The following is a 26,532-nucleotide window of genomic DNA, read 5'->3' as shown; positions in this document are numbered from 1 at the left end:
ACTCGGCCAAAAAAGATTCAGCCGGTGCACACACACGAGAGCGGAACCGTCGAGCGGAATAGGCCCGACGGTTCACAGCGTCCTCGCTGTGTTTTCTTCAAAGGAACCTCGTCCCGGTCGTGATGACCGGAGACGGGGTATCAACATATCTGGCGTTGATTTTTGGCACGCTGTTGAGTTCTCAAGGAACGGTCGCTTCCTTTGTACTCACCCGAGAGACTCTCTCGCGGCTTTCCTCCGGGCGCTTCCCTTCGGTGTTCCCAACTCTATCAGCGTTTTTCCGTCTCCCTGACCACGGTCCCGCAGACATGCGGAAGGTGATCCTGGAAAGGATCTGACAAGTTGGGTGCTGCTTGATCGGCACGCGGAACCGCGTAGCTCATCGCCAAGCAGGAGTACGACTGTACAGGGGGCCGCGGACGGCGTGCAAATCCATTAGACTAGTGGTCTAGACCACGGCTCACGTCGCGGATCGGTAGCTCTCGTGCGGAACCGGTACTTCCTATGACATACCCTGCTGCACAGTGCGCCGTCCGGGACTGGCCGTGACGGCCCATGTACAACTCCACTCCTCTGGGAGGCTTCCCATGACCACCGTGACGTCCCCGCTGGCAGGACGCGCCATCGGACTGGCCGCCGTGCCGGATCCGGTCTTCTCCGGGGCCATGGTCGGCCCGGGTACCGCCATCGACCCGGTCCGCGAGCCCTCCGAGGCCGTCGCCCCTGTGGACGGGGTCATCGTCTCCCTCCACCCGCACGCCTTCGTCGTGGTCGACGGTGAGGGCCACGGCGTGCTCACCCACCTCGGCATCGACACCGTGCAGCTCAACGGCGAGGGCTTCGAGCTCCTCGTGAACAAGGGCGACACCGTGACCCGTGGGCAGGCCGTGGTGCGCTGGAACCCCGCCGCCGTGGAGGCCGCCGGCAAGTCCGCGGTGTGCCCCGTCGTGGCGCTCGAGGCCACGGCCGACTCCCTCGGCGAGCTGCGCGAGAGCGGCGACGTGAAGGCCGGGGACACCCTCTTCTCCTGGCAGTGACGCGCTTCCCCCCTGCAGTGACGCATTTCCGGCAGTGATGCCGTCGCCGTCGTCATGACGGCAGGTAGGACCACCACAGCGGCGGCGGGACCCGCCGCACTATCGGAGACGGGTGAGATGGAGACAACGCTGCGAGGCGTCGGCGTGAGCCACGGTGTGGCCATCGGCGAGGTTCGGCACATGGGAACGGCGGTCCTGGAGCCGCCGGCCAAGCAGATACCGCCGCAGGACGCGGAGCGCGAGCAGGGCCGCGCCCGCCAGGCCGTGGACGCCGTGGCCGCCGACCTGACCGCGCGCGGCAACCTGGCGGGCGGCGAGGCTCAGGCGGTGCTCGAGGCGCAGGCCATGATGGCCCAGGACCCCGAGCTGATGGCGGACGTCGAGCGCCGCATCGCGGTCGGCAGCACGGCCGAGCGGGCGGTGTACGACGCGTTCGCCGCGTACCGCGAGCTGCTCGCGGGGGCCGGCGAGTACCTGGCCGGCCGGGTGGCCGACCTGGACGACGTGCGGAACCGCATCGTCGCGCGGCTGCTGGGCGTGCCGATGCCGGGCGTGCCGGACAGCGACGAGCCGTACGTGCTGGTGGCGCGTGACCTGGCGCCGGCCGACACGGCGCTGCTGGACCCGGCGCTGGTGCTGGGCTTCGTCACCGAGGAGGGCGGGCCGACCAGTCATAGCGCGATCCTGGCGCGGGCGCTCGGGGTGCCCGCGGTCGTCGCGCTGCCCGGCGCCGGTGAGCTGGCCGAGGGCACGCTGATCGCGGTCGACGGCAGCAGCGGTGAGATCTTCGTGAACCCGAGCGAGGAGAAGAGGGCGCAGCTGGAGTCCGCGGCCGCCGAGCGCCGGGCCGCGCTGGCCGCCTCGACGGGTCCGGGTGTCACGGCGGACGGGCACAAGGTGCCGCTGCTGGCCAACGTCGGCGGTCCGGCCGACGTCCCCGCCGCCGTCGAGGCGGGCGCGGAGGGTGTCGGTCTGTTCCGTACCGAGTTCCTCTTCCTGGACGACAGCAAGAGCGCGCCGTCGGAGGAGAAGCAGGTCGAGGCCTACCGCCAGGTGCTCGAGGCGTTCCCCGAGGGTCGGGTCGTCGTGCGGGTGCTGGACGCGGGCGCGGACAAGCCGCTGGAGTTCCTCACCCCGGGCGACGAGCCCAACCCGGCGCTGGGCGTGCGGGGGCTGCGGACGCTGCTGGACCACCCGGAGGTCCTGCGCACCCAGCTGACCGCGCTGGCGAAGGCCGCGGAGGGGTTGCCCGTCCACCTCGAGGTGATGGCCCCGATGGTGGCGGACCGCGCCGATGCGAAGGCGTTCGCGGACGCCTGCCGGGAGGCGGGGCTGCGGGCGAAGTTCGGCGCGATGGTGGAGATCCCGTCGGCGGCGCTGCGGGCGCGGTCGATCCTGCGGGAGGTGGAGTTCCTGTCGCTGGGCACGAACGACCTCGCGCAGTACACCTTCGCCGCGGACCGTCAGGTGGGTGCGGTGTCCCGTCTGCAGGATCCCTGGCAGCCGGCCCTGCTGGACCTGGTGGCGCTGTCCGCGGAGGCGGCCAGGGCCGAGGGCAAGACGTGTGGTGTCTGCGGTGAGGCGGCGTCCGACCCGCTCCTCGCGTGTGTGCTGACCGGTCTGGGGGTCACCTCCCTGTCCATGGGTGCGGCGTCGATCCCGTACGTGCGGGCGACGCTGGCGAAGTACACGCTGGCGCAGTGCGAGCGGGCCGCGGTGGCCGCGCGGGCGACGGACAGCGCCGAGGAGGCGCGCGCCGCTGCGCAGGCGGTGCTGTCCGGCGAGTAGCCGGTCCGCGTGGGCGGTGAACGGTCCGGGGCGTCCCCCTCTCGGGGGGGGCGCCCCTTTCGTGTGTCCGGGGCGGTCCGGGCTCAGTGGCGGTGACCCGGTGCCGGTCCCTCCTCCCCCAGGTCGGGGGGCACGCAGTAGTCGACGTCGGACTCGGGCGGGATGAGGTCGCCGGACGGGGCGTCGGTGCAGTAGGCGTCGAAGACCTCCCCGGCGGTGAGTGGTTCGAGGGCTCCGGCGCGGATCCGCCAGCCGCAGACGCGGTCGGGGGTGTCGGGTGCGCTGGTGCGCATGACGAGGCCGCCGGGGCTGCGGGTGGCGAGGCCGAGGGCGAGGACGGTGGTGAACTTCAGGGCTTCGGCCTCGTCGAGCCGGGTGGTGCCGTCGGCCGCCCGCTCGGCGCGGAGCACGGCCACCAGGGCCTCGGGGGTGCCGGTGACGCTGCAGACGAGGTGGCGGTCGCCCGGTGGTGCGGCGTCGAGGATGCGCAGGAGGAGGTCGGAGGCCCGGGTGAAGGCGGCGTGGCCGATGTCCTCGCCGCAGTAGGCGCAGGAGCCCAGGCGGGCGAGCAGGGTGGAGGCGTACTCCCAGGTGGCCTGGCGGACGGCTTCGTCGACGAGGGCGGGGACGAGGTCGGCCAGTGGCTGGCCCTCGTAGGGCAGGGCGGGGCCGGTGGTGGCGAGTTCGGCGGTGAAGCGGGAGCGGGTGGCCGGCAGGTCCGGGTCGAGGCCGTGTCCGGTGCAGAAGTCGGCGTACTCCACGGGGTCGAAGAGGGCCACGGTGGTGTGGTTGCCCTGGAGGGCGCGGGTCTTCAGCAGTGACTCGACCTGCCGCAGGTAGACGGCGTGATCGTCGAAGGTGAAGCTGCGGTAGCGCCGCATGGCGCGGAAGTCGTGCTCGTCCGTGAGCAGGCCGATGGTGCCGGCGATCTCTCGACGCAGAGAGCGCCGCATCCGGTGGTCGTCGCTGTACGCCATGTCTCCCCCTGAGCGCAGTCGTCAATGCTCACTTACCGTAACCGGCAGCACTGACAACGGTGCTGGGTCCGAGGAAAAGCGCAGGTCACCATGATCGACGGGGAGCCATGGTGACCGTGCGTGCCGTGGGAGGGGGGCTGCCTCAGGAGCGCTTGCGGGCGAGGTCCTCGTAGAAGTGCAGCAGTTCCAGGTTGTCGATGGAACCGGGGTTCACGGCCTTGTCCAGCGGTGTGCCCTGGAGGAGGCGCTTGACCGGGACCTCGATGCGCTTGCCGGTGAGGGTGTGCGGGACGCCCGGGACCTCGATGACCTCGTCGGGGAGGTGGCGCGGGGAGAGCTGCTCGCGGATGGCGCGCTTGATGCGGTCGAGCAGTGCCTCGTCGAGGACGGCGCCGGGGGCGAGGTGCACGAAGAGCGGCATCCAGTAGCCGCCGTCGGGCTGCTCGATGCCGATGACCAGGGATTCCTTGATCTCCGGCAGCCGTTCGACGACCTCGTAGATGTCGGCGGAGCCCATGCGCACGCCCTGGCGGTTGAGCGTGGAGTCGGAGCGGCCGTGGATCACGACGGAGCCGCGGGCGGTGATGGTGATCCAGTCGCCGTGTCGCCAGACGCCGGGGTAGGTGGCGAAGTAGCTGTCGTGGTAGCGGGTGCCGTCGGGGTCGTTCCAGAAGTGGACCGGCATGGACGGCATGGGGTTGGTGACGACGAGCTCGCCGACCTCGTCGATGAGGGGGTGGCCCTCGGGGTCCCACGACTGGAGGTCGGTGCCCAGGCCGGGCGCCTGGAGCTCGCCGGTGTGGACGGGCAGGGTGGGCACGGCGCCGGCGAAGCAGGAGCACACGTCCGTGCCGCCGCTGACGGAGGCGATCCACAGGTCGTCGCGGACCTCGTCGTGCAGCCAGCGGAAGCCGTCGGGGGGCAGGGGCGAGCCGGTGGTGGCCACGCACTGCACCGCGGAGAGGTCGTGGTCGCGCGCGGGGTGGACGCCGGCCTTGCGGCAGGCCATGACGTACGCGGCGGAGGTGCCGTACAGGGTGGCGCCGGTGCGTTCGGCGATGCGCCACTGGGCGCCGGTGTCGGGGTAGCCGGGGCTGCCGTCGTAGAGGACGATCGTGGTGCCCGTGAGGAGGCCGGAGACGAGGAAGTTCCACATCATCCAGCCGGTCGAGGTGTACCAGAAGAAGCGGTCCTCGGGTCCGAGGTCGCAGTGCAGGCCGAGCTGCTTGAGGTGCTCGACGAGGATGCCGCCCTGGGACTGGACGATGGCCTTGGGCAGGCCGGTGGTGCCCGAGGAGTACAGCACCCACAGGGGGTGGGCGAAGGGCACCTGCTCGAAGACGGGTTCCGCGTCGCCGCCGGTCAGGGCGGCCCAGTCCAGGGCGCCCTCGGGGGCGTCGGTGCCGAGCAGCGGGACGTGCACGACGGCGCGCAGGGTGGGCAGCTCGCGGCGCAGTTCGGCGACGACCTCCCGGCGGTCGTGCTCCTTTCCGCCGTAGCGGTAGCCGTCGACGGTGAACAGCACGACGGGTTCGACCTGCTGGAAGCGGTCCAGGACGCTGCGGGCGCCGAAATCGGGGGCGCAGGAGGTCCAGACGCCGCCCACGGCGGCGGTGGCGAGGAGTGCGACGACGGCCTGCGGGACGTTGGGCAGGTAGCCGCTGACGCGGTCGCCGGGGCGTACGCCGAGGGCGCGCAGTTCGGCGGCCAGGGAGCCGACCTGGCGGCGCAGCTCGGCCCAGGTGACCGGGCGGGGTTCGTGGGACTCGTCGACGTGGAGCAGGGCCGGTTCGTCCGCGCGGGTGTCGGCGGCACGCAGGGCGTGCTCGGCGTAGTTGAGGGTGGCGCCGGGGAACCACTCGGCGCCGGGCATGGAGCGGTCGCCGAGCACGCGCGTGGGGGGCGTCGAGAACCGGACGTCGAACCAGTCCGTGACGGCCGTCCAGAACGTCTCGAGTTCGTCGACGGACCAGCGGTGCAGGGCCGCGTAGCCCCCGTCCGCGGGGGCTCCGTACCGCTGCGCGGCCCAGCTCTGGAACCTGGTCACCTGCGCGCGGGCGATGCGCTGCGGATCGGGCTGCCAGAGCGGCTGGGGGTTCTCGGTCGACATGGGGCGGCTCCCGGACTGTGCGCGTCGTGTGCGTCACCCGCGCACGTGCGGGGTGTGCGCGTGACGCGGCTGACAGGGACGATGCCATGTGATCGACTTCCGCACCAGGGCGCGCCCCACATAGTCCGTGTCATCAGGATGTGGCCCTGGCACGGGTGAACGGAAGTTGAACGCCGCCCGCGCGTGGGGCGGTGAATGGCAGGGTGAACAGCATGGACGGTCGTGACCAGGTGCGTTCGGTGATGTCGGTCGGTTCCGGGGGCGCGGCGCGGGTGGTGCGGACCGTCCGGGCCGCCTGGCGTCGGCGGCGTGCGGACGCCTCGGGGCTGCCGCCGCGGGGCGCCGAGCGCGCCCGGGTGCCCGGGGCCGTGCGGGACGTCGAGCCGGGTCCCGGGGGCGGTGTCGTCCACTTCGGCCGCTCGCGGCTGCGGGTGCTGGTCGCGGTGAACGGCGCGGTGTTCCTGGGCTGGGACGGGGCCGCTCCGGAGCCGTCGTACGCGCTGGCGGGCCGGTGTCCCGAGCCCGATCCGCGGGCGGTGCTGGAGCCCGACAAGGACGGCGGCTGGCGGGTGGTGGCCGAGCGCGTGACGGTCACCGTGTCGCGTCACGGCGCGGTCGACGTGTGCACGCCGGGCGGGGTGCGGTTGCGGCGCGATCTGCCACCGCGCTGGTGGGAGCCGTCGGCCGGGGGGCCGGGGCGCTGGATGCTGCGGTCCGAGGTGGCGGCGGACGCGCGGTTCTTCGGGCTGGGCGGGCGGGCCTCCGGGCCGCGGCTGCGGGGTGGGACGTACCGCCTGTGGAACACCGATCCCGGGCGTCCGTTCGGGCCGGACGACGATCCGCTCTACCTGACCATGCCGGTGCAGCTGGTGGTGGCCGACGCGGGCACGCACCTGGTGTTCCACGACAACTCCTGGGACGGGACGGTCGTGCTGCGCGAGGGCGAGGAGGGGGCCGGGTCCGGGCACGACCGGCCCGGGGGCAGCGAGCTGCGCATGACGGGCGGTCCGCTGCGCTCCTGGGTCGTGGTGGGTACTCCCGCGCGCGTGCTGCTGGTGTGGGCCTCGCTGACGGGGGCGCCGGCGGTGCCGCCGACCTGGGCGCTGGGACACCAGCACGCGCGCTGGGGGTTCGGCAGCGAGCAGGAGGTGCGGCGGATCGTCACCGGGTACCAGGAGCGCGGGCTGCCGCTGGACGCCGTGCACCTGGACGTCGACCACTACGACGCGCACCAGGTGTTCACCGTCGACCGGGACCGCTTCCCGAAGCTGGCGGTGCTGGCGGACGAGCTGCGGCGGGACGGGATCCACCTGGTGTCGGTGGTGGACCCGGCGGTCCGGGCGGCGCCCGGCAACGCGGTGTACGACAGCGGGCTCGCCGAGGACGCGTTCGTGCGGGACGCGTCCGGGCAGCTGGTGGAGGGCGTGGCGCGGCCCGGCGAGTCGGTGTACCCCGACTTCACGCACGCGCGGGTGCGCGCGTGGTGGGGCGCGCTGTACGCCGAACGGCTCGCGCAGGGCTTCTCGGGCTTCCGGCACGACCTGAACGAGCCGACGTCGTTCACGGCGTTCGGCGAGTCGACGCTGCCGCGGTCGGCCCGGCACGCGCTGGACGGGCGGGGCGGTGACCATCGCGAGGCGCACAACGTGTACGGGCTGTGCATGGCGCGGGCCGCGTACGAGGGGGTGCGCGAGCCGGCCCCGGAGCAGCGGCCCTTCGTGGTCTCCCGGTCCGGCTGGGCCGGCCTGCAGCGCTACGGCGGCACCTGGTCGGGGGACGTCGCCACGGGCTGGCCGGGGCTGCGGGCGTCGCTGTCCCTGGTGGTGGGCCTGGGACTGTGCGGGGTGCCCTACTCGGGCCCCGACGTGGGCGGGTTCGACGGGAGCCCGTCGCCGGAGCTGTTCCTGCGCTGGTTCCAGCTGGGCGCCCACCTGCCGCTGTTCCGCACGCACGCGGGCCCGCGCGCGGGGCGCAGGGAGCCGTGGGAGTTCGGTGCCGAGGTGCTCACGCACGCGCGTGCGGCGCTGCTGGAGCGCCGGCGACTGCTGCCGTACTTCGTGACGCTGGCGCACCTGGCGCGGCGCACCGGGGCGCCCTACGTGCGTCCGCTCTGGTGGGGTTCGCCCGAGGACCGGACCCTGCGCGACTGCGGGGACGCCTTCCTGCTGGGCGACGCCCTGCTGGTGGCGCCGGTGCTGGATCCCGGTACCGACCGGCGCGCGGTGCACCTGCCGCGCGGGCTGTGGTACGACACGGCGACGCAGCGGCCGTACCAGGGGCCGGGGCAGGTGCTGGTGGACGCGCCGCTGTCCCGGATCCCGGTGCTCGCACGCGCGGGTGCCGTGCTGCCCGTCCGCGGGGAGAACGGCGGTCTGGAGCTGGAGGTGTGGGCGCCCGCCCGGGGACGGACGGGCGGGGGCCTGGTGGTGCGGGACGCGGGCGACGGCTGGGACGAGCCGGAGATCGAGCGGTACGTCGCCCGGTGGGAGGGCCGTGAGGTCGTCGTCGAGAGGGAGGGTGAGGACGGCGTGCGGGAGCCGTCCCACCCCGTGCGCGTACGGGGGCTCGCCGCGCGCTGAGCTCCGGCTCGCCGCGCGCTGAACCCGGCTCACCGAGCGCCGGGCCCCCGCGCGGCCGGAATCAGCGGCCGGAATCAGATGTAGCGGCCCTCGAAGAACGCCCGTACCGCGTGCGTGTGCAGGGGGAAGGCGAGTTCCTCCGGCCGGCGCAGCAGGTGCCAGCCCTCGGTCTCGTCGGTCGCGGCCGAACTCGGCAGCCGGTCGGCGGGGCGCTCGGGCAGGAGCCCGAACAGCAGCAGGTGTCCGTCGGGGGAGCTCATCGCGTCGACGAGCCGTACGTCACGGCTCGCGGCGTCGATGCCGGTCTCCTCCTTCAGTTCGCGGACGACGGCCTGCCGCCAGTCCTCCCGGTCGTCGATGTAGCCGCCGGGCAGGGCGGTGCCGCCGCGCGCGGGTTCGACGGTGCGGGTGATGACGACCAGGGCGGTGCCCTGGGTGTCGTACACGGGCTGGAGCGCGATCGCGACCGGCAACGGGTTGCGGTAGGCCACGGTGCCGCACGCGGAGCAGGTGCGGGGCCAGCCGGTGACGCCCTCCCCGTAGGGCGCTCCGCAGCTCGAACAATGCGAGACCTGTGCGGAGTTCGAAGTGGTGTGCTGAGTTTCGGACACGCGGCGGACTGTATCCGATCGGGGGGAGGGCGTCTTCGTCGGGCGTTCGCGGTGGGGGTTTGGCCGGTGTAGTGCCCGGAGGTGAGGGACGCGGCGGTGACGGGGAAGTCGAAGTAGGTGTCCGGGTAGGGCTCGGGCTTGAAGGTGTAGTGCCACCACTCCTCGGCGAGGTTCACGAAGCCGAGGCCCTCCAGGGTGCTCTTCAGCAGCAGCCGGTGGGCGCGCTGTGCGCCCTGGATGCGGGGGTCGAGGGTGTGGGAGCGGGTGTCGAAGCAGTCGAACCCGGTGCCCATGTCCACGGAGTTGTCCGGGAACCGCTCCGCCTGCGGGGCGTAGCACGGCACGAGCGGCTGTCCGGGGTGGTAGGGCCGGGTCGGCCGCGCGGGCAGCTCGACGATGGTGAGGTCCAGGGTGGAGCCGCGGCTGTGGCCGGACTTCTCGGCGATGTAGCCGTCCGCGAACAGCCGTGTCTTGTCGACGTCCGGGTAGAACTCCTGCTTCATCGCCTGGTCGTCGAGGTCCTCGGCCCAGCGGACGAAGTGGTCGACGGCGCGCTGCGGCCGGTAGCAGTCGTAGACCTTGAGGGTGTAGCCCTGGCGCAGGAGGCGCCGTTGGGCCTGGTGGAGCGCTTCGGCGGCGGGGCGGGTGAGGATGCACAGGGGCCGGCGGTAGCCGTCGATGCGCTCGCCGACGAAGTTGTGCACCGTGAAGTAGCGCATGTCCTGGAGGATCGTCGGGTCGACGGCCCTGAGGGACACGAAGTCCGCGGGCGCCTTCGGTTCCTGGTGGGCCCGGGCGGTCGCGGGGGCCGCGACGACGGTCAGCAGGGCGGTCAGCGCGGTGAGCACGGCTCGGATCGGGCGGGTGAACCGCTGCCGGGCGGCGGGCCCTGCGGAGCCCGGGGGCTGCGGCCGCGTCCTGGGGGTTCCGGTCACTTTTCCTTCCATGGGTTTTGTCATGTCCCGCATGACGGGCCCTCACACGCTGTGTGATCGGCCAGGAATCCTGCGTGAACGTCTCATGAACTGGCCCTGGGCGCACCCCGGCGGCGCCATCATGCTCCCGTGCGCTCCTGGACGGACACTCTCCGCTTCGCCTTCCAGCCGGTGGTCAACCTGACCACCGGCGCCGTGGCCGGTCTGGAGGTACTCGCCCGTCCGGAGAGCGGTGACGTTCTCGCGGAGGCCCGCCGCGATCCCGAACTCGACGGTGCGCTGGCCGTGTCGGCGGTCCGGGCGGCCGCCCGCAAGGAGACGCTGCTGCCGCTGCACGTCAACGTGTTCGCGGGCACGCTGGCCGACCTCGGCGGGCTCGGCCCGCTGCACGACGCCGTGCGCGCCTACGGACGGCTGCCGTGGGAGGTGACGCTGGACGTCGTACCGCCGTTCACGCACGTCCCCCAGCAGGCCCTGCTGGAGGCGCTGGGCGGGCTGCGCGAGCAGGGCTTCCGGATCAGCGCGGACGGTGCCGGGGACGGTGACGTGCCCCTGCGACTGCTCGTGGACATGGCGCCGGACCTGGTCAAGCTCGACCGGTCGCTGCTGTGGCGGCCTGCGGCGGTGCGGGCGATGCGGACGCTGTGCGACGAACTGGGCGCGCTGCTGGCCGTGGAGGGTGTGGAGACCGAGCGGCAGTGCGCGGTCGCGGTGTCGGCGGGCGCGCAGCTGGCCCAGGGCGAGTTGTTCGCGCCGCCGGCCCGGCTGCCGGCCGCTGACGTGTACGTTCCGCCGCGCTTCCCCCGTGCGGCGGCACCCCGGTCGGGGCCGTCGGTGCGGGAGTTCGTCCGGCCCGCGGCGCTGCTGCCGGTGACCGCCTCGGCCGGGCAGGTCCGGGCGCTGCTGACCGGGTCGCCGGACGTGTCCGGTGTGCTGCTCGTGGACCGTACGGGCGTGCCGGTGCGGTCGGTGCACCGCTCGCGCTTCCTGCTGTCCCTGTCGGGCCGCTACGGGCACGCCCTGTACGCCGACCGGCCGGCGGCGAAGCTGGGCGATCCGCCGCGCACGGTCGGCGTCGACGCCACCGCCTGGGAGGTGCTGGACGTGGTGGCGGTCGGTGACCGCGACCGCACCTCGGACGACGTGGCCGTCGTGGACCGCCACGGCCGGTGCGTGGGCGTCGTACGGCTGGCGGACCTGGTGCGGGCGCTGGCGGAGACCCGGGTCGAGGAGGCGGCGCGGCTCAACCCGCTGACGCGGCTGCCCGGTTCGGACGCGGTCACCGGCGAGGTGGACCGGCGGATCGCGGACGGGCGGGCGTTCGCGCTGAGCTGGCTGGATGTCGACCACTTCAAACAGGTCAACGACACGGCCGGGTTCGCGGCCGGGGACGAGCTGATCCGCGCGGTGGGGCGCACCCTCCACGGCGCGGCGGCCGCCGACCGGTCCGGCACCACGCGCGTGGGGCACATCGGCGGGGACGACTTCCTGGTGCTCACGGACCCGGAGGGCCTCGAGCCGGTGGCCGCCGCGGTGCTGGACGCGCCGTGGTCGGCGGCCGGCCGGCCGGTGACCCTGTCGCTGGCCACCGTGGTCTGCCCGCCGGGCGGCGTGGCCGGCCACCAGGAGGCCGCGGCCCGCCTGGCACCGCTGAAGAAGGCCGCCAAGGCGCTCCGCGGGGCGAGTTGGGTGCTCGGCCGCGCGGGGCTGCCCGGGTACGAGATCCGGCGCGGCTCGCCGCCGGTGCGGACGGCCGGGTCGGCGCCGGTGGGGGCGGAGCCGGGGCTGGGCTGACGGTCGGCTTCCCACGGTCGGGGCGGGGCGTGACGGCGTCGGGCGGTCAGAGGTCGGCCAGCCTCCACCACGGGCGATTTTCGGCCTGACGGCTCGTCGGCCGGACGCAACAACCGTCGGTGCCGCGTGCCTTGACGCTCCCGGGTCGCCGGTGAACACTTCCGGTTGTCAGCCGACATCGCCGTACATTCTCGGCGGATCCACGCATGCGTGACGTATGCCGTGCGGTCCACGGCTCCTCCTCCACCGGCGATCCGGCCACGAAGGCACGCACCCGGCACAAGGGGGTAGCCATGACGGATCACGCCGAGCAGTACGTCGCAGCGATCGACCAGGGCACCACCTCCAGCCGCTGCATCATCTTCGACCGCGAGGGCGCGATCGTCGCCGTCGACCGGCGCGAGCACCGCCAGATCGTCCCCCAGCCCGGCTGGGTGGAGCACGACGCCGCCGAGATCTGGGCCAAGGTCCGGGCGGTGGTCGCCGGGGCGCTCGCCCGGGCCGGCCTGCGGGCCGATCAGATCAGCGCGCTCGGCGTCACCAACCAGCGCGCGACGACGGTGCTGTGGGACCGGGTCACCGGGAAGCCGGTGCACAACGCGATCGTCCGGCAGGACACCAGGACCGCCGCGCTCTGCGCCGAACTCGGCGGCCCGGACGGGCAGGACCGCTTCCGTACGCGGACGGGTCTGCCCCTGGCCGGCTGCTTCTCCGGGCCCAAGGCGGCCTGGCTGCTGGACAGGGTGCCGGGGCTGCGGGCGCGCGCCGAACGCGGGGAGATCGCCTTCGGCACCGTCGACTCCTGGCTGGTCTGGAACCTCACCGGAGGCACCGACGGCGGCCGGCACGTCACCGACGTCACCAACGCCGGCCGCACCCTGCTGATGGACCTGGAGACCCTCCAGTGGGACCCCTCCCTGCTGTCCGCGATGGACGTGCCCAAGGCGGTGCTCCCGGAGATCCGGTCCTCCGCCGAGGTGTACGGCACGGCGGTGGGCGTGCTCGACGGCGTGCCGGTCGCCGCGTCGCTGGGCGACCAGCAGGCCGCCCTGTTCGGCCAGGCCTGTTACGACGTGGGCACGGCCAAGAACACGTACGGCACGGGGAGTTCCCTCCTGCTCAACACCGGCGACCGGCCGGTGGCGTCGAAGCACGGCCTGCTGACGACGGTGGGCTACCGGATCGGCGGCGAGGCGCCCGTCTACTGCCTGGAGGGGTCCCTCGCGACAACGGACGCGCTGGTGACGCGTGAGGTCGTCGACGCCATGCAGCAGGACTCCGGGGTGCGGATCACCACCCTGAAGGTGGACGGCGGCATGACCAGGAACGACCTGCTGATGCAGCACCAGGCGGACGTGCTCGGTGTGCCCGTGGTCCGGCCCAGGGTCTCCGAGACCACGTGCCTGGGGGCGGCGTACGCGGCCGGTCTGGCCACGGGCGTGTGGAGCGACCTCGACGAGCTGGCGGCGCACTGGCAGCAGGACGCCGAGTGGACGCCAGCCATGGAGGCGTCGGCGCGGGACCGCGAGTACCGCCACTGGCGCCGGGCGGTGGAGAGGAGCTTCGGCCGGATCGAGGACGGCGACGCCTAGGCGCGCGGCCCGCGCGGTGCGCCACTTCGCGTACGCGTGCGTGCGGGTCGCCCGGTGAGCCACGGTCCGTACCCCTGTCGGCGGGGGTACGGACCGTGCCCGCGGCCGGCGGAGCGAGGGCGGGCGGGGCAGTCGTCAGGTCGTCAGACCGTCAGGTCGCCACGGTGTGGCGGCGTTCGGCGCCGACCCGCATGGCGTGCTGGACCACGCCGACCAGGACGTCCTTGACCGACTCGCGGTCCCGGGCGTCGGTCAGCAGCACGGGCACGTCGTCGTCGAGGTCGAGGGCCCGCCGGACGTCCTGGACGGGGTACCGGGGGGCTCCCTCGAAGCAGTTGACGCCGACGACGAAGGGGATGGCGCGCCGTTCGAAGTAGTCGACGGCGGCGAAGCAGTCCTCCAGGCGGCGGGTGTCGGCCAGGACCACGGCACCGAGCGCGCCCTCCGACAGCTCGTCCCACATGAACCAGAACCGTTCCTGCCCGGGGGTGCCGAACAGGTACAGCACCAGGTCCTCGCGCAGGGTGATGCGCCCGAAGTCCATGGCGACGGTGGTGGTGTGCTTGCCCTCGACGCCCGTGGTGTCGTCGACGGGCCGCCCGGCCTCGGTGAGGAACTCCTCGGTGCGCAGCGGTCGGATCTCGCTGACGGCGCCGACGAGGGTGGTCTTGCCCACGCCGAAACCGCCGGCCACCAGGATCTTGAGCGTGACGGGCTCGACCGGGGGCTTGCCGCGCTCAGATCGCCCGAAGATCATCGGTCACTTCTCCTGCTCGATGGGGGGTCGGTGGGCGGGGGGCCGTGGCCGCACGCGGTCCGTGGGGGTGCCGCCGCGGTCCGCCCGACGCTGTCTGCCGGTCACCTCGTCACCTCGTTCCCGGCCCTGCTCACAGCGCCCGGAGGCCGTTGATGACGTCGCGCAGAATGCTCTCGTCCGGCAGTTCGGCCGGGGGGACGGGCCGGTTGACGTGCACGAACCGGGCGTCCACCAGGTCGCCGACGAGGACCCGGACGACGCCGATCGGCAGGTCGAGTCCGGCGGCGAGTTCCGCGACCGACTGCGGCGCGTCACGGCACAGTCCGACGATGTCCACGTGCTCCGGGGACAGCGCCGGGTCGGTCTCCGGGTGGTCCGCGTCGGGCTCGACGACGACGACCGCGATCAGGTCGAGGCGGTGCTGAGCCGCGTGGCTGGTGCGGCCGCGCGTCATGGCGTACGGACGGACGACCGGTCCGGCCTCGTCGTCGAACCAGTGGCTCCGTCCCTGACCCTCTGTGCTCATGCCATCCCACTACCCACCGGCGGGCAGATCGGTGCGCGGAGCGGTGCCCAGATGCACACCGACCCGCTTCACGAGCAGCGTCATCTCGTACGCCACCTGGCCGACGTCGGAGTCGGCGTCCGACAGCACGGCGAGGCAGCTGCCGTCGCCGGCGGCCGTGACGAACAGGAAGGCGTCGTCGAGCTCGACCACGGTCTGCCGGACGCTGCCCGCGTCGAAGTGGCGGCCCACGCCCTTGGCGAGGCTGTGGAACCCGGAGGCCACGGCGGCCAGGTGCTCGCTGTCCTCGCGCGTGAGGTCCTTCGACGCGCCCGTCGCCAGGCCGTCGCCGGAGAGCACGACGGCCTTGCGGATGCTGGCCACGCGGTCGACGAGTTCGTCGAGGAGCCAGTTCAGCTGCTGGCCCTCGGTCGCGGTGTGGCCGGTCGCCTTCGGTGCGGTCATCGACCGTCCCCCTTCGTTCCATGTGGTGCTGTGCCGCGGTGGGCGTCGTCGCCCTCGGCGTTCTCTGCGCGGCCGCGCTGCCAGCCGCGCTGGAGCGAGGCCATACGGCTGCGTACTTCGTCGGCGTCCCGGTCGGCGAGCTCGGGGCGGTCGGCGGTGCGCCGCGCGGGGCCCTCTCGCAGCTGGGGCGCCAGGTTGGCCTGCCGCACGCGTCGGGGCAGGCCGCCCGGGGCGGAGCCGGTCCCGTGCGCCGGGAGTCCCGCGGTGGTGTCGTCGGGGCCGCCCGGCTGTCCCGCGGGCGGGGCGTCCGCCGGCCCCGGCGTGGGGGGCCCGGCCGGCCGGGTCCACTCGTCCCGGCGGTCGGGTGCGGCCGGGTCCTGCGCGGAGCGCTGGGGCAGGGCGGGCGGGCGGGACGGGTCGTCCGGGGCGCGGTCCGGGCGGGTCGTCGGGCGCGGACGGCCGGTCGGCTGCTCGTCCGGGGCGCCGGCCCGCGGTGTCCGTGCCGCGGCGCCGCGGGTGGGCTGCTCGTCCGTGGCGTCGCTCCGCGGGATCTGCGCCGTGGCGCCGCGGCGGCGCGTCGGCAGGGGGGCGAGGGAGCCGCTGTCCGTGCGGCGGGCGGGGTCCTCGTCGGGTCCGCTGCGCCGGGACCGGCGGTCGCCGACGGGACGTCCGTGCGAGCTCACCAGCTTCGGGGTGGTCCGGCGCGGCACGGCGACCGGGCCGTCGGGGTCGCCGGCCGCGCCGTCGAGCGGGGCGAGGAGGCCGCGGGGCTCGTCGGCGGGAGCCGGCCGGTCGTCGTGGGCGCGGACGAGGGGGTGGCGCGGCAGGAAGAGCCCGCCGTGCTCGCCGTCGTCCTCCTCCAGGACGTCCGGGAAACCGGCGAGGGCGTCCAGGTCGACGGGCGCCTCGAGTTCGACCGGGCCGTCCAGCACGGGGGCGGCCAGTCCGGGGAGCTGGACGGCGGCCGTGCGGCCGCCGGCGCCGTCCTTCTCCTTGGGCGGCCGGGGGCGGTCCAGGCGGAAGCCGATCCCGTTGGTGTCGGGGACGTCGTCGGTGAGCAGGGCGTCCGGGATGAACACGACGGCCGTGGTGCCGCCGTAGGGGGACGGCTGCAGGGAGACGCGGACGTTCTGCCGCTGGGCAAGGCGACTGACGACGAACAGGCCGAGCCGGTCGGTGTCGGACAGTTCGAACTCGGGGGTCTCGGCGAGGCGCAGGTTGGCGTCGAGCAGGGCCTCGGGGGCCATGCCAAGGCCGCGGTCGTGGATCTCGAGGGTGAAGCCGTTGGCCACGCGTTCGCCGAGGACCTGCACGGCGGTGTGCGGCGGGGAGAACACCGTGGCGTTCTCCAGCAGTTCGGCCACCAGGTGGGTGAGGTCGGCGACGGCGGGGCCGGTGACGGCGACGCGGGGCAGGCGGCGGACCTCGATGCGCTCGTAGTCCTCGACCTCGGCGACGGCGGCGCGGACGATGTCCATCAGCTGGACGGGCTTGCGCCACTGCCGGGACGGGGCGGCCCCGGAGAGGATCACCAGACCCTCGGCGTGGCGGCGCATGCGCGTGGTCAGGTGGTCGAGGCGGAACAGGTCGGCGAGCTCGTCGGTGTCCTCGGTGCGGCGCTCCATGGTGTCGAGGAGGGTGAGCTGCTTGTGCAGCAGGACCTGGCTGCGGCGGGCGAGGTTGACGAACACCTCGGAGACGCCGGCGCGCAGTTCGGCCTGTTTCACGGCGGCCTCGACGGCGGCCCGCTGGAGGGTGTTGAGGGCCTGGGCGACCTCGCCGATCTCGTTCTTCTCGAACTCCAGGCGCGGCACTTCGGTCTCGACGTCGACCTGTTCACCGGCGGAGAGGCGGCGCATCACGCTGGGCAGCCGGACGCCGGACGCCTCGTGGGCGTCCAGCCGCAGCTGGCGCAGGTCGCGGACGAGGCTGCGGCCGATGCGCACGGACAGGAAGAGGGACAGCAGGACGGCGACCAGTCCGAGGACGCCGCCGACGGCGACCTTCAGGATGACCTCGATGGCGACCGGGCGGACGCGGTCCTGGTAGCGGTCGTTGGCCTGTTCGTCGAGGGTGCCGAGTTCGTCGAGGACGTCGCCGGCGGCGGTGTCCCAGCCACGGGCGGTCACCCCGCGCGGCATGTCACCGGGTTCGGTGGTGACGACGGCCCGCTCGGCGGCGCGCAGCGGTGCGGTGGTGGCGTTCGCCCAGAACCGCTCGAAGCGTTCGCTCTCCCCGTCGGGCAGCTGGGGGAGGCTGATGGTGTACACCGCCTCGCGCTGGGCCTCGAGGTCGGACACCGCGCGGATCTCGGCGCGGGTGAGCCGGCCCGCCACGAGGGCGGAGCCGAGCAGGGCGTCCTCGCGGGCGACCAGTTCGCGGGCGCGGGCGACGTTGACGAGTGCGCGGTACTGCTTGTCCATCTCCACGCTGTCGACGGCGTCCAGCTTCGCGAGCAGTTCGTAGCCGGGGTCGACGAGGTGGTTGTAGAGGTCGAGGGCCTGGGCCCGGGTGACCGTGCGCTGGTCGACACTGGTGCGCAGGGCGTCGATCCCGCCGAGGGCGTCCAGGACGGCGGTCAGTCCGTCGTTGTCGTCCTGGTCGAGGGAGTCGCGCAGGTCGGAGTCCTTGGCGTTGCGGCGGAGTTCGGCCGCGGACTTGTCCGTCGCGGTCCGCGTGCGGCGCAGCGCGTCGAGGGCTCCGGCGGCGCGGGGGTCTGCGAGGTAGACGAGGCTCTGGCGGCGTTCCTGCTGGACGCCGCGGATGGTGTCCTCGACGGGGTAGCCGACCTTCTCCGTGGTCGTCGACACGGCGAACAGCCTGCTCGCCTCACGGCCGGTGAGCACCGTCGCGAAGACCCAGATGGCGGTCAGGGACACCAGCGGCACGAGGAGCAGCGCCACGATCTTCCGGCGGATGGACTTCCCGCGAAAGCGCATGGCCTCCCCCAGCTCGGACCCCCGGCGGAGGGGGTACGCGTGTGCGTCAACAAACGCGGGCGAGCCTACTACCGCCGCACAGCTAACTCGAAGAGCCGTCCGGAACCCGAACTTCCGCACAGGGGCTCGGACATGGGGAGGTGTCCGGGCATTGCGGGAGATGCCGCCCCGCCTGGCGTACGGGCGGGGGGACCGGGTGGGAACGACCGCTACGGCGAATTGGCCAGAATTTATCGTCGTGGGGGAATCTTCTGGGCGTCTTGTTCGTCCTTCTCATCGGGACGTGGGGCGGAATCGGCCAGTTGAGCCGGATGCGGCCCCGCGGCGGCGTATATCAGCGCAAGCCGGGCAGCCACTGGGGAGCCGGGTCGTGATCCGGGCACGTGGTCTGTCGGCGGTGGGGAGTGACACGGTGATGGGCACGGCGGAGCGGCGCGGAGCGCCCGAGGACGACGCGGTGGCGTACAAGGCGGCGCCGCGGGAACCCGGGGCACCGGATCGCGGTATTCCGGCAAGCGGACGCGACACGGCCGACCGACGCGACGCCCCGGTCAATGCGGGGGCGGGGACGGGGGACCGAGAGATGACGGCAGTAGGGATCGAGAGGACGGCCCGGCACGGCGGGAGAGCCGCGCGGGCCGAGGTGCGGGACAGTGCCCGGGAGGAGCCCGAGTACCGGCCGTTGTGGGTGGAGGAGCCGGCCAAGCGGCGCCGCCTGCCGGACCCGGTGCGGACGGCGGCGGTGCGCGCGGTGCTCTTCGCGGCCGTGACGCTGCTGCAGGCGATGGTGGCGTTCCTGTGCGCCATGGCGGGGTCGTGGCTGGCCTTCCCCATGGTGATCAGCAGTGTGGTGAGCACGATCGCCGCCACGTGGGCTGTGCTCGACGTGTGGGTGACGCGCCAGGTGTGGAACCAGCGCCACGGCGTCGTCTCCACCCCGAGCAGCACCGCCCGTGCCCTGCGCCGGGAGCGGCGCCGGGCCCAGCGTCAGGAGCGCGCCGCCGAGCGCGCCCAGGGCCGCATAGGCCGACGGGGCGGCGCCGGGCAGCTGTCCCACTCCTGAGGCAGACAAGGGTCCGGAGCGGGGCACCTCCGACGGAGGTGCCCCGCTCTGCATGCGCGGTGGGCCGTGGCCACCGCAGGCGGCCCGGGGTCTACGCCCCGGTGGGCGCCGGACGCTTGAACATCCGCGTCGCCGTGATCTCGCTGTGCACCGTCTCTCCGGCGGGGGCCTGCTGCGGCAATCCCGGCCGCAGGTGTTCCTCCACCCGGATGTACTTCAGGCCGGCCCGCAGGTCGGCGTCGTTGCGCAGCCGGATGACCAGCGGGAACTCTGCCAGGGCCGTGGTGTCGAACAGGCCCGTGGTGTAGAGGAGCTGGACGCCGAGGGCGTCGGACACCGCGCGCTGGAGCTCCAGCAGGTAGGTGGCGTTGGCCCGGCCGATGGGGTTGTCCAGGAACAGCGTGCCCGCGTGCCGCTGCCGGTCGTGGCCCCGGTCGTTGGAGCGCAGGGCGGCCATCGTGCAGTACAGGGCGATGGCGGCCGTCAGCAGCTGGCCGCCGGAGAACACGTCGCCCATCTGACCCACCGGCACCCGCTCGGCGCGCAGCACCGCGTCCGGCTTGAGGATCTCCACGGCCACGCCCTTGGGCTGCAGGGCGGCCGCCACCCCCCGCAGCAGCAGGGACATGCCGTCGCGCCGCAGATCGGAGTTCTTCTTCACGGCCGCGCGGGTTGCCTCGTCGACGACCTCGCCCAACCGCTCGGTCAGCGTGGCCTGGTCGGGCTCCTCGAAGCGGATGCGCAGGAACTCCTGTCCGGACCACTCGCCGAGCCCCTCGGGCAGCCGGGAGAGCCGCTGCGCGGACCGCAGGGTGGCCAGGGCGGACTCCACCAGCCCGCGCAGCCGGTCCACGATCGAGTCGCGGTTGCGCTCCAGCTGCGCCAGCTCGTCGGTGAGCACCCGCAGCCGGGGCGCGAACGCGTCGGCCCACTTCTGCGCGTGTTCGGGCAGCGCGGAGGCGGGCAGCTCACGGATCTGCTGGCGTGCGGGGGTGCGGACCTGCTCGTACCGCGTGGAGTTGGCGTGCCGTACGAGCACGTCGCTCGCCTCGCGCACGGCGGCCTCGGCGGCGGACAGGTCGGCGGCGCAGCCGCGCAGCGAGCGGCGGGTCTCGGCGGCCGACTGCCGGGCGTCCTCCAGGCTGCCGGGGTACGGCTCCGGCTCCTCCTGCTCCTCGTCGGTGGTGTGCTCGCGCAGCAGGTCGCGGAGCATGGCGGCGATCTCGTCGAAGCCGCCGGCCGCGTCCTCGGCGGCGCGGTGGGCGTCGAGCAGTTCGGCGTGCGCCTCGCGGGCCTGGCCCAGCGCCTCGGTGCGGGAGGCGAGTTCGGCGGTCGCGGTGCGCAGCAGGGCCTGGGCGTGCTCGGCGTCGCGCGGCTGGAGCTCCTCGGGCAGCTCGGTGTGTGCCCCGCCGTCCTCGGGCGCGTGCCGTTCGGCCTCGCCGCGCAGCCGCCCGAGCTGTTCGCTCGCGCTGGACATGCGCGTCTCCAGGAGCTGCACCAGTTCCTCCGCGCGGGCGGCGGCGGCCTGCCGGGACGGTCCGTCGGAACCGTCGGGCGACTGGAGGAGCTGCTCGGCGCGGGTGCGCACCTTGTTGCTCAGCCGGTCCAGTTCGGCCCGGGCCGCGCTCTCGTCGCTCTCCGCGCGGGCCTGCTCGGCGCGCAGGTCGGCGCCGACACCGACCTTCTCGTACAGCTGGGATGCGGCCCGGTAGGCCTCGCGCAGTGCGGGCAGGGACGCGTCGGGCGTGCCGTCGCCCTCCCCCTGGGGTACGTCGTCGGGGGCGCCGGCGACCTCGGCGCGCTCCGCGCGCAGGGCACGCGCGGTGCGGCGGGCGTCGTCGGCGGCGCGCTGGGCGGCGCGCCGGTCCTCGTCGGCGGCGCGGGCGCGTTCCAGGCAGGCCTGGGCGCGGGCCTCGGACTCGGTGGCCTCGTCGGCGAGTTCGCGGAGCCTGGCCTGCCAGCCGGCCCGTTCGCGGAGCCGGAAGGCGAGGCCGGCGAGGGCGTCGGCGGCGCGCCGGGCCTTCTGGGCGGCCTCCTGCTTCTCGTCGCGCACCCGGGCGGCCTCGGCGGCCGCCTCCTCGGTCTCGGCGCGCACGGTGCGCGCCTCGGTGAGCTCGGCCTCGGCCTCCTCGGCGAAGGTGCGGGCCTCCTCGGCAACGCGGGCGAGTTCGGCCAGTCGGCCGGCCGGGCAGCCGGTGCGCCAGGAGGTGAGCCGCGCGGACAGTTCCCGGTCCTTGCCGAGCCGGGCGGCGAGGCGGCGGATCTCCTCGTCCCGCTCGGTGGCGCGGGCGCGCAGGGCCTGCCGTTCCTCGTCGGCGGCGTGTTCGTCGTGCATGGCGGGGTTCGGCGGGACGAGGAACACGTCACCGCCGAGGGAGTCCTCGGCCGGGGTCGGAGCGAGCAGCGCGGCGGCCGTGCCGACGGCGACGGCGGAGCGCGGCAGCAGGGCGGCCTCGCCCAGCGCCTCCCGGGCGCGTGCGTGTGAGTCGGGGTCGGTGATGATCACACCGTCGACGAGCTCGGGTCGGGCGGCCAGCACCCGTGCGTGGTCCACCGGGTCGACGGCCTGGGCGAGGTAGCGCCAGCCAGGCAGCGCGGGGATGCCGTGCTCGCCGAGGAACTCGACGGTGGCCAGGACGTCGGGGCCTGGCGGCAGCAGGCCGCCGTCGCCGAGGGCGCCGAGGATGCGGGCGTCGTCGGCGGCGGCCGTGCGCAGGTCGAACAGCTGGCGTTCGGCGGACGCGACGGCGTCGTCGAGCAGCCGGCGCAGCTCGTCGGCGCAGCGGTCGAGGTCCTCGGGCGTGAGGGCGCCGTCGTCCGGGGTCCCGCCGTCCTCCGGCGTGGTGCTCTCGTGGCGCGGGCGGGGGATGCTGGTGCGGCCGTCGGTGAGCCCGAGCAGCTCCGCCAGCCGGTCCTCGCCGGCCAGCGCTTCGGCGAGGCGGCGCTCCCCCTCGTACGACCGCTGCGCCGCCGTCGCCGCGTCGGCCGCGCGGGCCGCGGTCAGTTCGGCGCGGGACTCGGCGGAGGCCGCCTCGCGCGCGTGCTCGCTCGCCCGGCGGGAGGCCTCCCGGGCGGTGTCCCAGGCCGCGACGGCCGTCTTCTCGGCATCGCTGGCGGCGAGGGCCGCCCGGGCGGGGTCGGCGTCGGGGGCGCTGTCGTCGAGCCAGCCGGCCCGTACGGCCTCGGCGGTCTCCTGCTCGACCTCGGTGAGCCGCTGGCGCAGGTGCCCGGCCTCGCTGCGGGCGCGCTGCGCCTCGGTGGCGGCGGCGGTGGCGTCGCGGTGGGCGGCCTCGCCGACCTCCTGGAGGGAGGCCGAGCGCTCCTCCTCCTCGTTGGCGAGGTGTTCGGCCCGGTCGGCGGCCGCGTGCAGGGCGCGGACGAGGTCGACGGCGGCCCGGGCGCGGGCGGCGAGCGCGGGGGCCGCGTCCCGCTCGGCCTCCTGGATGGCCGCGGACACGCGCGCGGCGCGGTCGGCGGCGGCACGGTGGCGCAGCACGGCCTCGGCGGCCTGCCAGGCGGCGTGCAGGGTGCGGGCGTCGGCGAGTTCGCGCTTCTGCGCGGCGGCGGACTTCTCTGCGGCGGCGAGCGCCAGGGAGGCGTGGCGGTAGGCCAGTTCAGCGGCGACGAGGGCGCTGCGCCCGCGGGCGGCCTCGGCGTGGGTGACGGCGTGGGCGGCGCCGGTGACCCGCTGGGCGAGGTCGGCGGCGCGGGTGCGCTCCTGGGCGGCGCGCGCGGAGAGCCGGCGGGCCAGCGTGCGCGTGCGGCGCTCGGCGGCCGTGTGGACCTCCCGGGCCCGCGCGCGGGTGTCGGCGGCCTCGACGATCCGGCCGAGCAGGTCGACGGAGCCGGCCGTGAAGTCCCGCTCGGCGATCAGTTCGGCGCGCCGCCCGAGCTTGTTGCCGAAGCCGCTGACGAGGTCGGCGAGGCCGTCGGTGTCGCGGGTGTCGGTGACGGCGCGCAGCAGCAGGTCGGTGAAGTCGGAGTCCTTCTTCACCGCGAACAGGCCGGCCGCCTCGCCCTCGTCGGCGTTCATCTCGCGCTGGTAGCGGAAGAGTTCGGGGTCCAGGCCGAGGTCGCCGAGGTGCTCGGTCCAGCGTTCGTGGATCTCCTCCCAGTGCACCTCCAGGTGCGGGTACGCCTTGCCCGCCTCGGTGAGGGCGTCGCGGAAGCCCTTCATGGTGCGCCGGCGGCCCTGGGCGCCGGACTGGCCCTCGACGGGCGGCCGTACGGCGGTGGCCTCGGCGACGGGCAGGTTGTCCAGGGCGAGTCCGGGCCCGGGGCGGAAGGAGTACCAGGCCTCGGCGAACTTGCGCGGGTCGTTGGACACCTGGCGCCCGCGCCACTCGCTGACCTTGCCGACGACGACGCACTCGCCGGTCTGCACGTGCTGCCACTCCAGGGCCACGTGGCCGCAGTCGTCGGCGAGCAGGAACTTGCGCAGCACGCCGGAGCTGGCGCCGCCGAGGGTGTTGCGGTGGCCCGGCAGCATCACCGAGAAGATCAGCTTCAGCAGGACGGACTTGCCGCCGCCGTTCTCCAGGAAGAGCACGCCGGCGGGCGCGGGACGGCGCGGCGGGCCGACCGGCTCCTCCTCGAAGAACTCCGCCTGCGCGGGGGCGGGGTCGGGCACGACGTCGCCCACCCCGCGCAGGTCGAGCACGGTGTCGGCGTAGCGCGCACCGGCCGGCCCGATGGAGTAGAGGCGGACCCGGGACAGCTCGTACATGGCGGACTCTCGTCAGTCTTCTGGCGGTGCGGGAGGGTCGGGAGGACGTGGTCGGGGTCGGGAGGACGTGGTCGGGAGGATCAGGAGGTCGGGGCGTGGAACGGCAGTCCGGCGTCGGCCACCAGGTGCAGGTCCTCGGACTCCTCGGGGGGCAGCAGCGACGGCGTGCCGTCGGTGACCGGGACGACGCCCAGCTCCAGCAGCTCGGCCATGGCGGCGCTGCCGGCCAGGTCGCGCACCTGGAGCTGGTAGCGGGCCGTGGTGCGGTACGTGCCGCCGTTGTCGTCACCGGTGCGCTGGAGGAAGCCGGAGTCGGTGAGGAACGCGACGGCCTTGCCGACGATGCCGGTGGTGGACCCGGCGAGGCGGCGGGCGTCCTTGGTGGCACCGGCGGCGCTTCGCCGGGCCCAGATCCGCCAGGCGGCCTCCAGGCCGGGCGCGTCGGTGGCCGGGTCGGTGTTCTCGCCCTGCTGCTCGGCGCGCTCCTCCAGGCGGCGGCAGGCCTGGCGCACGAACGCGTCGACGCCGTTGACGGTGACCCGCCCGATGTACCCGTCGTCGGCGAGGTCCTCGGGCCGGGGGAAGGCCATCGCGGCGACCGCGAGGTGGGCGAGGCCGTGCAGGAAGCGGTCGCCGGAGTCGGCGGCCGTGCGGCGCGCGTAGTCGCCCATGCGCACGGCGAACACCGAGTCCTCGGCCGCGGTCACGGCCATCCCCGCGCGCGGGGAGACCTCCAGCACGATCAGGCCGAGCCCGGCGGCGACGGCGTCGGCGAGCCGGGCGAAGGGCGGGTCCTCGCGGTAGCGGCGCAGCAGGTCGGCGTACTCCTGGTCGCGGGCGGGCTGCAGCTTGGGCTGGAGCCCGAAGGCGACGAGCCGCGCCGCGTCGGCGGCGTCGGCGGGGGTGACGGCGGCACCGGCCGCCGGGGCGGGGGCCTCCGCGTCGCTCCACTCGACGTGCTCGGTCACGACGGCAACTCCTTGTTCCGGGGGCGAGGGTGACGGACGACTCCGTCGTGGGTGCGGGCTCCGGCCCGGCGGGGTGAGTGGAGGACGCTGGTCGCCGTGCCGTACCGGGCGGTGGCCCGGCCGGCGAGGTGGACGTCGGACATCACGCCGCCTCCGTCCGGTCCGCGGCCATGCCCGCCGCGTCCAGCAGGGCGGTCCCCACGATCAGGTCCGCGCCTCCGAACTCCTCGTCGTCCAGCTCGGTGCCGTCGTCCACGGCGAACAGCAGCTTCTGCTCGCCCTGCCGGTACGCCGTCCCGACGGGCGGGCTCGCGGCGTGCACGGCGAGCAGCGCGACCAGGTACGGCAGCTCACGGTCCTTGCGGCGGGCCTCCGCGAGCAGCCCGGAGAGCCTGCGCGGGGCGTCCGCCGGGAGGTCGAGGAGTTCCATGGCGGCGGCCAGCTGCTCCTCGCTGAACCGGCTGTCGTCCGGCGTGGCGATGAGGTCGGGCTCCGGCATCTCCGCGCCCAGGTGCTCCCGCTCCACGGGCGGGGTGAGCAGGATGTCGACCAGGTCGGTCACCCGCACGGACACCGGGGTGCGCAGTCCCGTCCCGCGGGCGAAGAAGGCGTCCGTGACCCGGATCGCCTGCTCCAGCGGCAACGGCAGCACGGGCGCGACGAGCTGGCCGTAGAGGTCCAGCCCGGCCGTCGCCAGGGGGGTGGCGAACGCCTGCCGGTCCTGCTCGGCGCGGAAGAGCGGGCCGGCCTCCAGCAGGCGGGACTGCAGCTGGGTGTGGCGGCGGATGCAGTCCTTGACGATGTCGACGAGCTCGGCGGCGCGGCGCTTGTTCTCCGGGTCCTCGGACTCGTCGCGTGCCTTGCGGATGTTGGTGAGGATCGCGTTCTCGTGGCGGTAGCGGTCGGCGACGTGGTCGAGCGCCTCGGCGATCATGTCGGGCACGGCGTTGAGCCAGTCCACCGCGCGGACGTTGCGCCGGGTGGCCTCCAGGGCCCTGCGCAGGGTCTCCGAGTACTGCACGGTGCGGTAGCGGGCCTGCTCGGCGGCCAGCTGGGCGTCGGCGAGGCGGCCGCGCCGGATGAGCACCTCGAGCTTGACCTCGGCGGCGATCTGGGCGCTGGTGACGTCGGTGTCGAGGGCGCCCACCAGGACGTTGACGGCCTCGTCGGTGGTGCGGAGGTAGACGGCGCCGCCGTAGCCCGGGACCTCCTCGATCAGCTTGAAGTCGTAGTCGCGGCGCACATAGCTGCCGTCCGGCGCGAAGGTGCCGTAGACGGCGCGGAAGCCGCGGTCGACGCTGCCGACGTTGATCAGGTTCTCCAGGACCCAGCGGGCCACGCGCTCGTGCTCGGCGCCGGGCCGCTGCGGGGCCTGGGCGGCGATGCGCGGGACGAGGCGGGCCACGATCTCGTCGTGGTCGGCGCCGGTGTCGAAGTCCATGGTGAGCGTGACGAGGTCGATCGCGGCCAGGGCGATCTCCGCCATGCCGTACACCGAGTACTCGCCGGCGAGGTTGGCCTTGCGCGCGTCGAGGTCGTGGATCGGCGCGGTGCAGGCGAGCGCGCGCAGGCGCCGCGCCAGTCCCTCGTCGGCGGCCGGCCCCGGCGCGGGACGCGGCCCCGCGCTGAGCTGGGGCGGAACACGGTCCGTCGATGCAGGCGAAGTCACGGTGCACAGACTAGGTC

17 protein-coding genes and 1 pseudogene are annotated in these 26,532 nt (G+C 74.3%); 6 read left to right on the top strand and 12 right to left on the bottom strand.

What is annotated here, in order from left to right; genetic code table 11:
* The first annotated feature begins 587 nt into the window (after positions 1–587).
* Together AQJ30_RS19890 and ptsP are read left to right on the top strand one after the other, a co-directional pair.
* Positions 588–1,037, top strand: a complete 450-nt coding sequence (locus tag AQJ30_RS19890) for a PTS sugar transporter subunit IIA (protein ID WP_067235723.1) — start codon at positions 588–590, stop codon at positions 1,035–1,037.
* Positions 1,038–1,154: 117 nt separating this feature from the next.
* Positions 1,155–2,825: a phosphoenolpyruvate--protein phosphotransferase gene (ptsP, locus tag AQJ30_RS19885; protein ID WP_067235720.1), complete on the top strand. Its 1,671-nt coding sequence runs from the start codon at positions 1,155–1,157 to the stop codon at positions 2,823–2,825.
* 83 nt (positions 2,826–2,908) lie between these two features.
* On the opposite strand, the gene AQJ30_RS19880 is transcribed toward ptsP, so the two are convergent.
* Together AQJ30_RS19880 and AQJ30_RS19875 are read right to left on the bottom strand one after the other, a co-directional pair.
* On the bottom strand, positions 2,909–3,802 hold the full coding sequence (locus tag AQJ30_RS19880; RefSeq protein WP_067235718.1) for a hypothetical protein: 894 nt from the start codon (positions 3,800–3,802) through the stop codon (positions 2,909–2,911).
* Positions 3,803–3,944: 142 nt separating this feature from the next.
* Positions 3,945–5,912, bottom strand: a complete 1,968-nt coding sequence (locus tag AQJ30_RS19875; protein WP_067235716.1) for an acetoacetate--CoA ligase — start codon at positions 5,910–5,912, stop codon at positions 3,945–3,947.
* A gap of 212 nt (positions 5,913–6,124) precedes the next feature.
* Here AQJ30_RS19875 and AQJ30_RS19870 point away from each other — a divergent pair, with 212 nt between their 5' ends.
* Positions 6,125–8,491: a glycoside hydrolase family 31 protein gene (locus AQJ30_RS19870; protein ID WP_067235713.1), complete on the top strand. Its 2,367-nt coding sequence runs from the start codon at positions 6,125–6,127 to the stop codon at positions 8,489–8,491.
* 74 nt (positions 8,492–8,565) lie between these two features.
* On the opposite strand, the gene AQJ30_RS19865 is transcribed toward AQJ30_RS19870, so the two are convergent.
* Together AQJ30_RS19865 and AQJ30_RS19860 are read right to left on the bottom strand one after the other, a co-directional pair.
* Positions 8,566–9,102 (bottom strand): NUDIX domain-containing protein, encoded by a 537-nt coding sequence (locus tag AQJ30_RS19865; RefSeq protein ID WP_067235711.1) that lies wholly within the window; start codon positions 9,100–9,102, stop codon positions 8,566–8,568.
* An 80-nt stretch (positions 9,103–9,182) separates the two neighbouring features.
* Positions 9,183–10,049 (bottom strand): annotated as a pseudogene (locus tag AQJ30_RS19860) (M15 family metallopeptidase); the annotation flags it as partial.
* 117 nt (positions 10,050–10,166) lie between these two features.
* On the opposite strand from AQJ30_RS19860, the gene AQJ30_RS19855 reads away from it, so the two are divergent.
* Together AQJ30_RS19855 and AQJ30_RS19850 are read left to right on the top strand one after the other, a co-directional pair.
* On the top strand, positions 10,167–11,831 hold the full coding sequence (locus AQJ30_RS19855) for a GGDEF domain-containing protein (protein ID WP_067235708.1): 1,665 nt from the start codon (positions 10,167–10,169) through the stop codon (positions 11,829–11,831).
* A gap of 293 nt (positions 11,832–12,124) precedes the next feature.
* On the top strand, positions 12,125–13,423 hold the full coding sequence (locus tag AQJ30_RS19850) for an FGGY family carbohydrate kinase (RefSeq protein WP_067235706.1): 1,299 nt from the start codon (positions 12,125–12,127) through the stop codon (positions 13,421–13,423).
* Positions 13,424–13,574: 151 nt separating this feature from the next.
* Here the strand turns inward: AQJ30_RS19850 and AQJ30_RS19845 are convergent, their stop codons facing one another.
* From AQJ30_RS19845 to AQJ30_RS19830, 4 genes are all read right to left on the bottom strand, one after another.
* Positions 13,575–14,180: a GTP-binding protein gene (locus tag AQJ30_RS19845; protein WP_067235704.1), complete on the bottom strand. Its 606-nt coding sequence runs from the start codon at positions 14,178–14,180 to the stop codon at positions 13,575–13,577.
* Between the two features lie 130 nt (positions 14,181–14,310).
* Positions 14,311–14,706 carry a DUF742 domain-containing protein gene (locus tag AQJ30_RS19840; protein ID WP_067235701.1) on the bottom strand — a complete coding sequence of 132 codons (396 nt, stop codon included), beginning with the start codon at positions 14,704–14,706 and terminating at the stop codon, positions 14,311–14,313.
* Positions 14,707–14,715: 9 nt separating this feature from the next.
* A complete protein-coding gene (locus AQJ30_RS19835; protein ID WP_067235698.1) occupies positions 14,716–15,150 on the bottom strand; it encodes a roadblock/LC7 domain-containing protein in 435 nt (144 codons plus the stop codon).
* Positions 15,147–18,089, bottom strand: coding sequence for a nitrate- and nitrite sensing domain-containing protein (locus AQJ30_RS19830; RefSeq protein WP_067235696.1), 2,943 nt, complete (start codon positions 18,087–18,089; stop codon positions 15,147–15,149). Before AQJ30_RS19830 ends, AQJ30_RS19835 begins: the two co-directional genes overlap by 4 nt.
* Before the next feature lie 415 nt (positions 18,090–18,504).
* On the opposite strand from AQJ30_RS19830, the gene AQJ30_RS19825 reads away from it, so the two are divergent.
* A complete protein-coding gene (locus tag AQJ30_RS19825) occupies positions 18,505–19,152 on the top strand; it encodes a hypothetical protein (RefSeq protein WP_067235817.1) in 648 nt (215 codons plus the stop codon).
* 91 nt (positions 19,153–19,243) lie between these two features.
* Here the strand turns inward: AQJ30_RS19825 and AQJ30_RS19820 are convergent, their stop codons facing one another.
* The 4 genes from AQJ30_RS19820 to AQJ30_RS19810 all read right to left on the bottom strand — a co-directional run bounded on the left by AQJ30_RS19820 (position 19,244) and on the right by AQJ30_RS19810 (position 26,515).
* On the bottom strand, positions 19,244–23,878 hold the full coding sequence (locus AQJ30_RS19820; RefSeq protein ID WP_067235694.1) for a coiled-coil domain-containing protein: 4,635 nt from the start codon (positions 23,876–23,878) through the stop codon (positions 19,244–19,246).
* Positions 23,879–23,958: 80 nt separating this feature from the next.
* Positions 23,959–24,846: a hypothetical protein gene (locus AQJ30_RS19815; RefSeq protein WP_067235692.1), complete on the bottom strand. Its 888-nt coding sequence runs from the start codon at positions 24,844–24,846 to the stop codon at positions 23,959–23,961.
* On the bottom strand, positions 24,843–24,989 hold the full coding sequence (locus tag AQJ30_RS38455) for a hypothetical protein (protein WP_159052345.1): 147 nt from the start codon (positions 24,987–24,989) through the stop codon (positions 24,843–24,845). The genes AQJ30_RS19815 and AQJ30_RS38455 overlap by 4 nt, the downstream gene beginning before the upstream one ends.
* Positions 24,989–26,515: a hypothetical protein gene (locus tag AQJ30_RS19810; protein WP_067235689.1), complete on the bottom strand. Its 1,527-nt coding sequence runs from the start codon at positions 26,513–26,515 to the stop codon at positions 24,989–24,991. The genes AQJ30_RS38455 and AQJ30_RS19810 overlap by 1 nt, the downstream gene beginning before the upstream one ends.
* Positions 26,516–26,532 lie beyond the last annotated feature (17 nt).

Origin of the sequence: Streptomyces longwoodensis (genome assembly GCF_001514125.1) — a bacterium.
Classification (GTDB): domain Bacteria; phylum Actinomycetota; class Actinomycetes; order Streptomycetales; family Streptomycetaceae; genus Streptomyces; species Streptomyces longwoodensis.
The sequence above is the reverse complement of the archived record's forward strand: the minus strand, read 5'-3'. Positions and strand labels throughout refer to the sequence as shown.

Excerpts from the sequence above, each read along its gene's own strand:
- AQJ30_RS19890 (WP_067235723.1), top strand. The coding sequence starts at position 588 with ATGACCACCGTGACGTCCCCGCTGGCAGGACGCGCCATCGGACTGGCC.
- ptsP (WP_067235720.1), top strand. The coding sequence starts at position 1,155 with ATGGAGACAACGCTGCGAGGCGTCGGCGTGAGCCACGGTGTGGCCATC.
- AQJ30_RS19880 (WP_067235718.1), bottom strand. The coding sequence starts at position 3,802 with ATGGCGTACAGCGACGACCACCGGATGCGGCGCTCTCTGCGTCGAGAG.
- AQJ30_RS19875 (WP_067235716.1), bottom strand. The coding sequence starts at position 5,912 with ATGTCGACCGAGAACCCCCAGCCGCTCTGGCAGCCCGATCCGCAGCGC.
- AQJ30_RS19870 (WP_067235713.1), top strand. The coding sequence starts at position 6,125 with ATGGACGGTCGTGACCAGGTGCGTTCGGTGATGTCGGTCGGTTCCGGG.
- AQJ30_RS19850 (WP_067235706.1), top strand. The coding sequence starts at position 12,125 with ATGACGGATCACGCCGAGCAGTACGTCGCAGCGATCGACCAGGGCACC.
- AQJ30_RS19845 (WP_067235704.1), bottom strand. The coding sequence starts at position 14,180 with ATGATCTTCGGGCGATCTGAGCGCGGCAAGCCCCCGGTCGAGCCCGTC.
- AQJ30_RS19840 (WP_067235701.1), bottom strand. The coding sequence starts at position 14,706 with ATGAGCACAGAGGGTCAGGGACGGAGCCACTGGTTCGACGACGAGGCC.
- AQJ30_RS19835 (WP_067235698.1), bottom strand. The coding sequence starts at position 15,150 with ATGACCGCACCGAAGGCGACCGGCCACACCGCGACCGAGGGCCAGCAG.
- AQJ30_RS19830 (WP_067235696.1), bottom strand. The coding sequence starts at position 18,089 with ATGCGCTTTCGCGGGAAGTCCATCCGCCGGAAGATCGTGGCGCTGCTC.
- AQJ30_RS19825 (WP_067235817.1), top strand. The coding sequence starts at position 18,505 with ATGGGCACGGCGGAGCGGCGCGGAGCGCCCGAGGACGACGCGGTGGCG.
- AQJ30_RS19820 (WP_067235694.1), bottom strand. The coding sequence starts at position 23,878 with ATGTACGAGCTGTCCCGGGTCCGCCTCTACTCCATCGGGCCGGCCGGT.
- AQJ30_RS38455 (WP_159052345.1), bottom strand. The coding sequence starts at position 24,989 with ATGTCCGACGTCCACCTCGCCGGCCGGGCCACCGCCCGGTACGGCACG.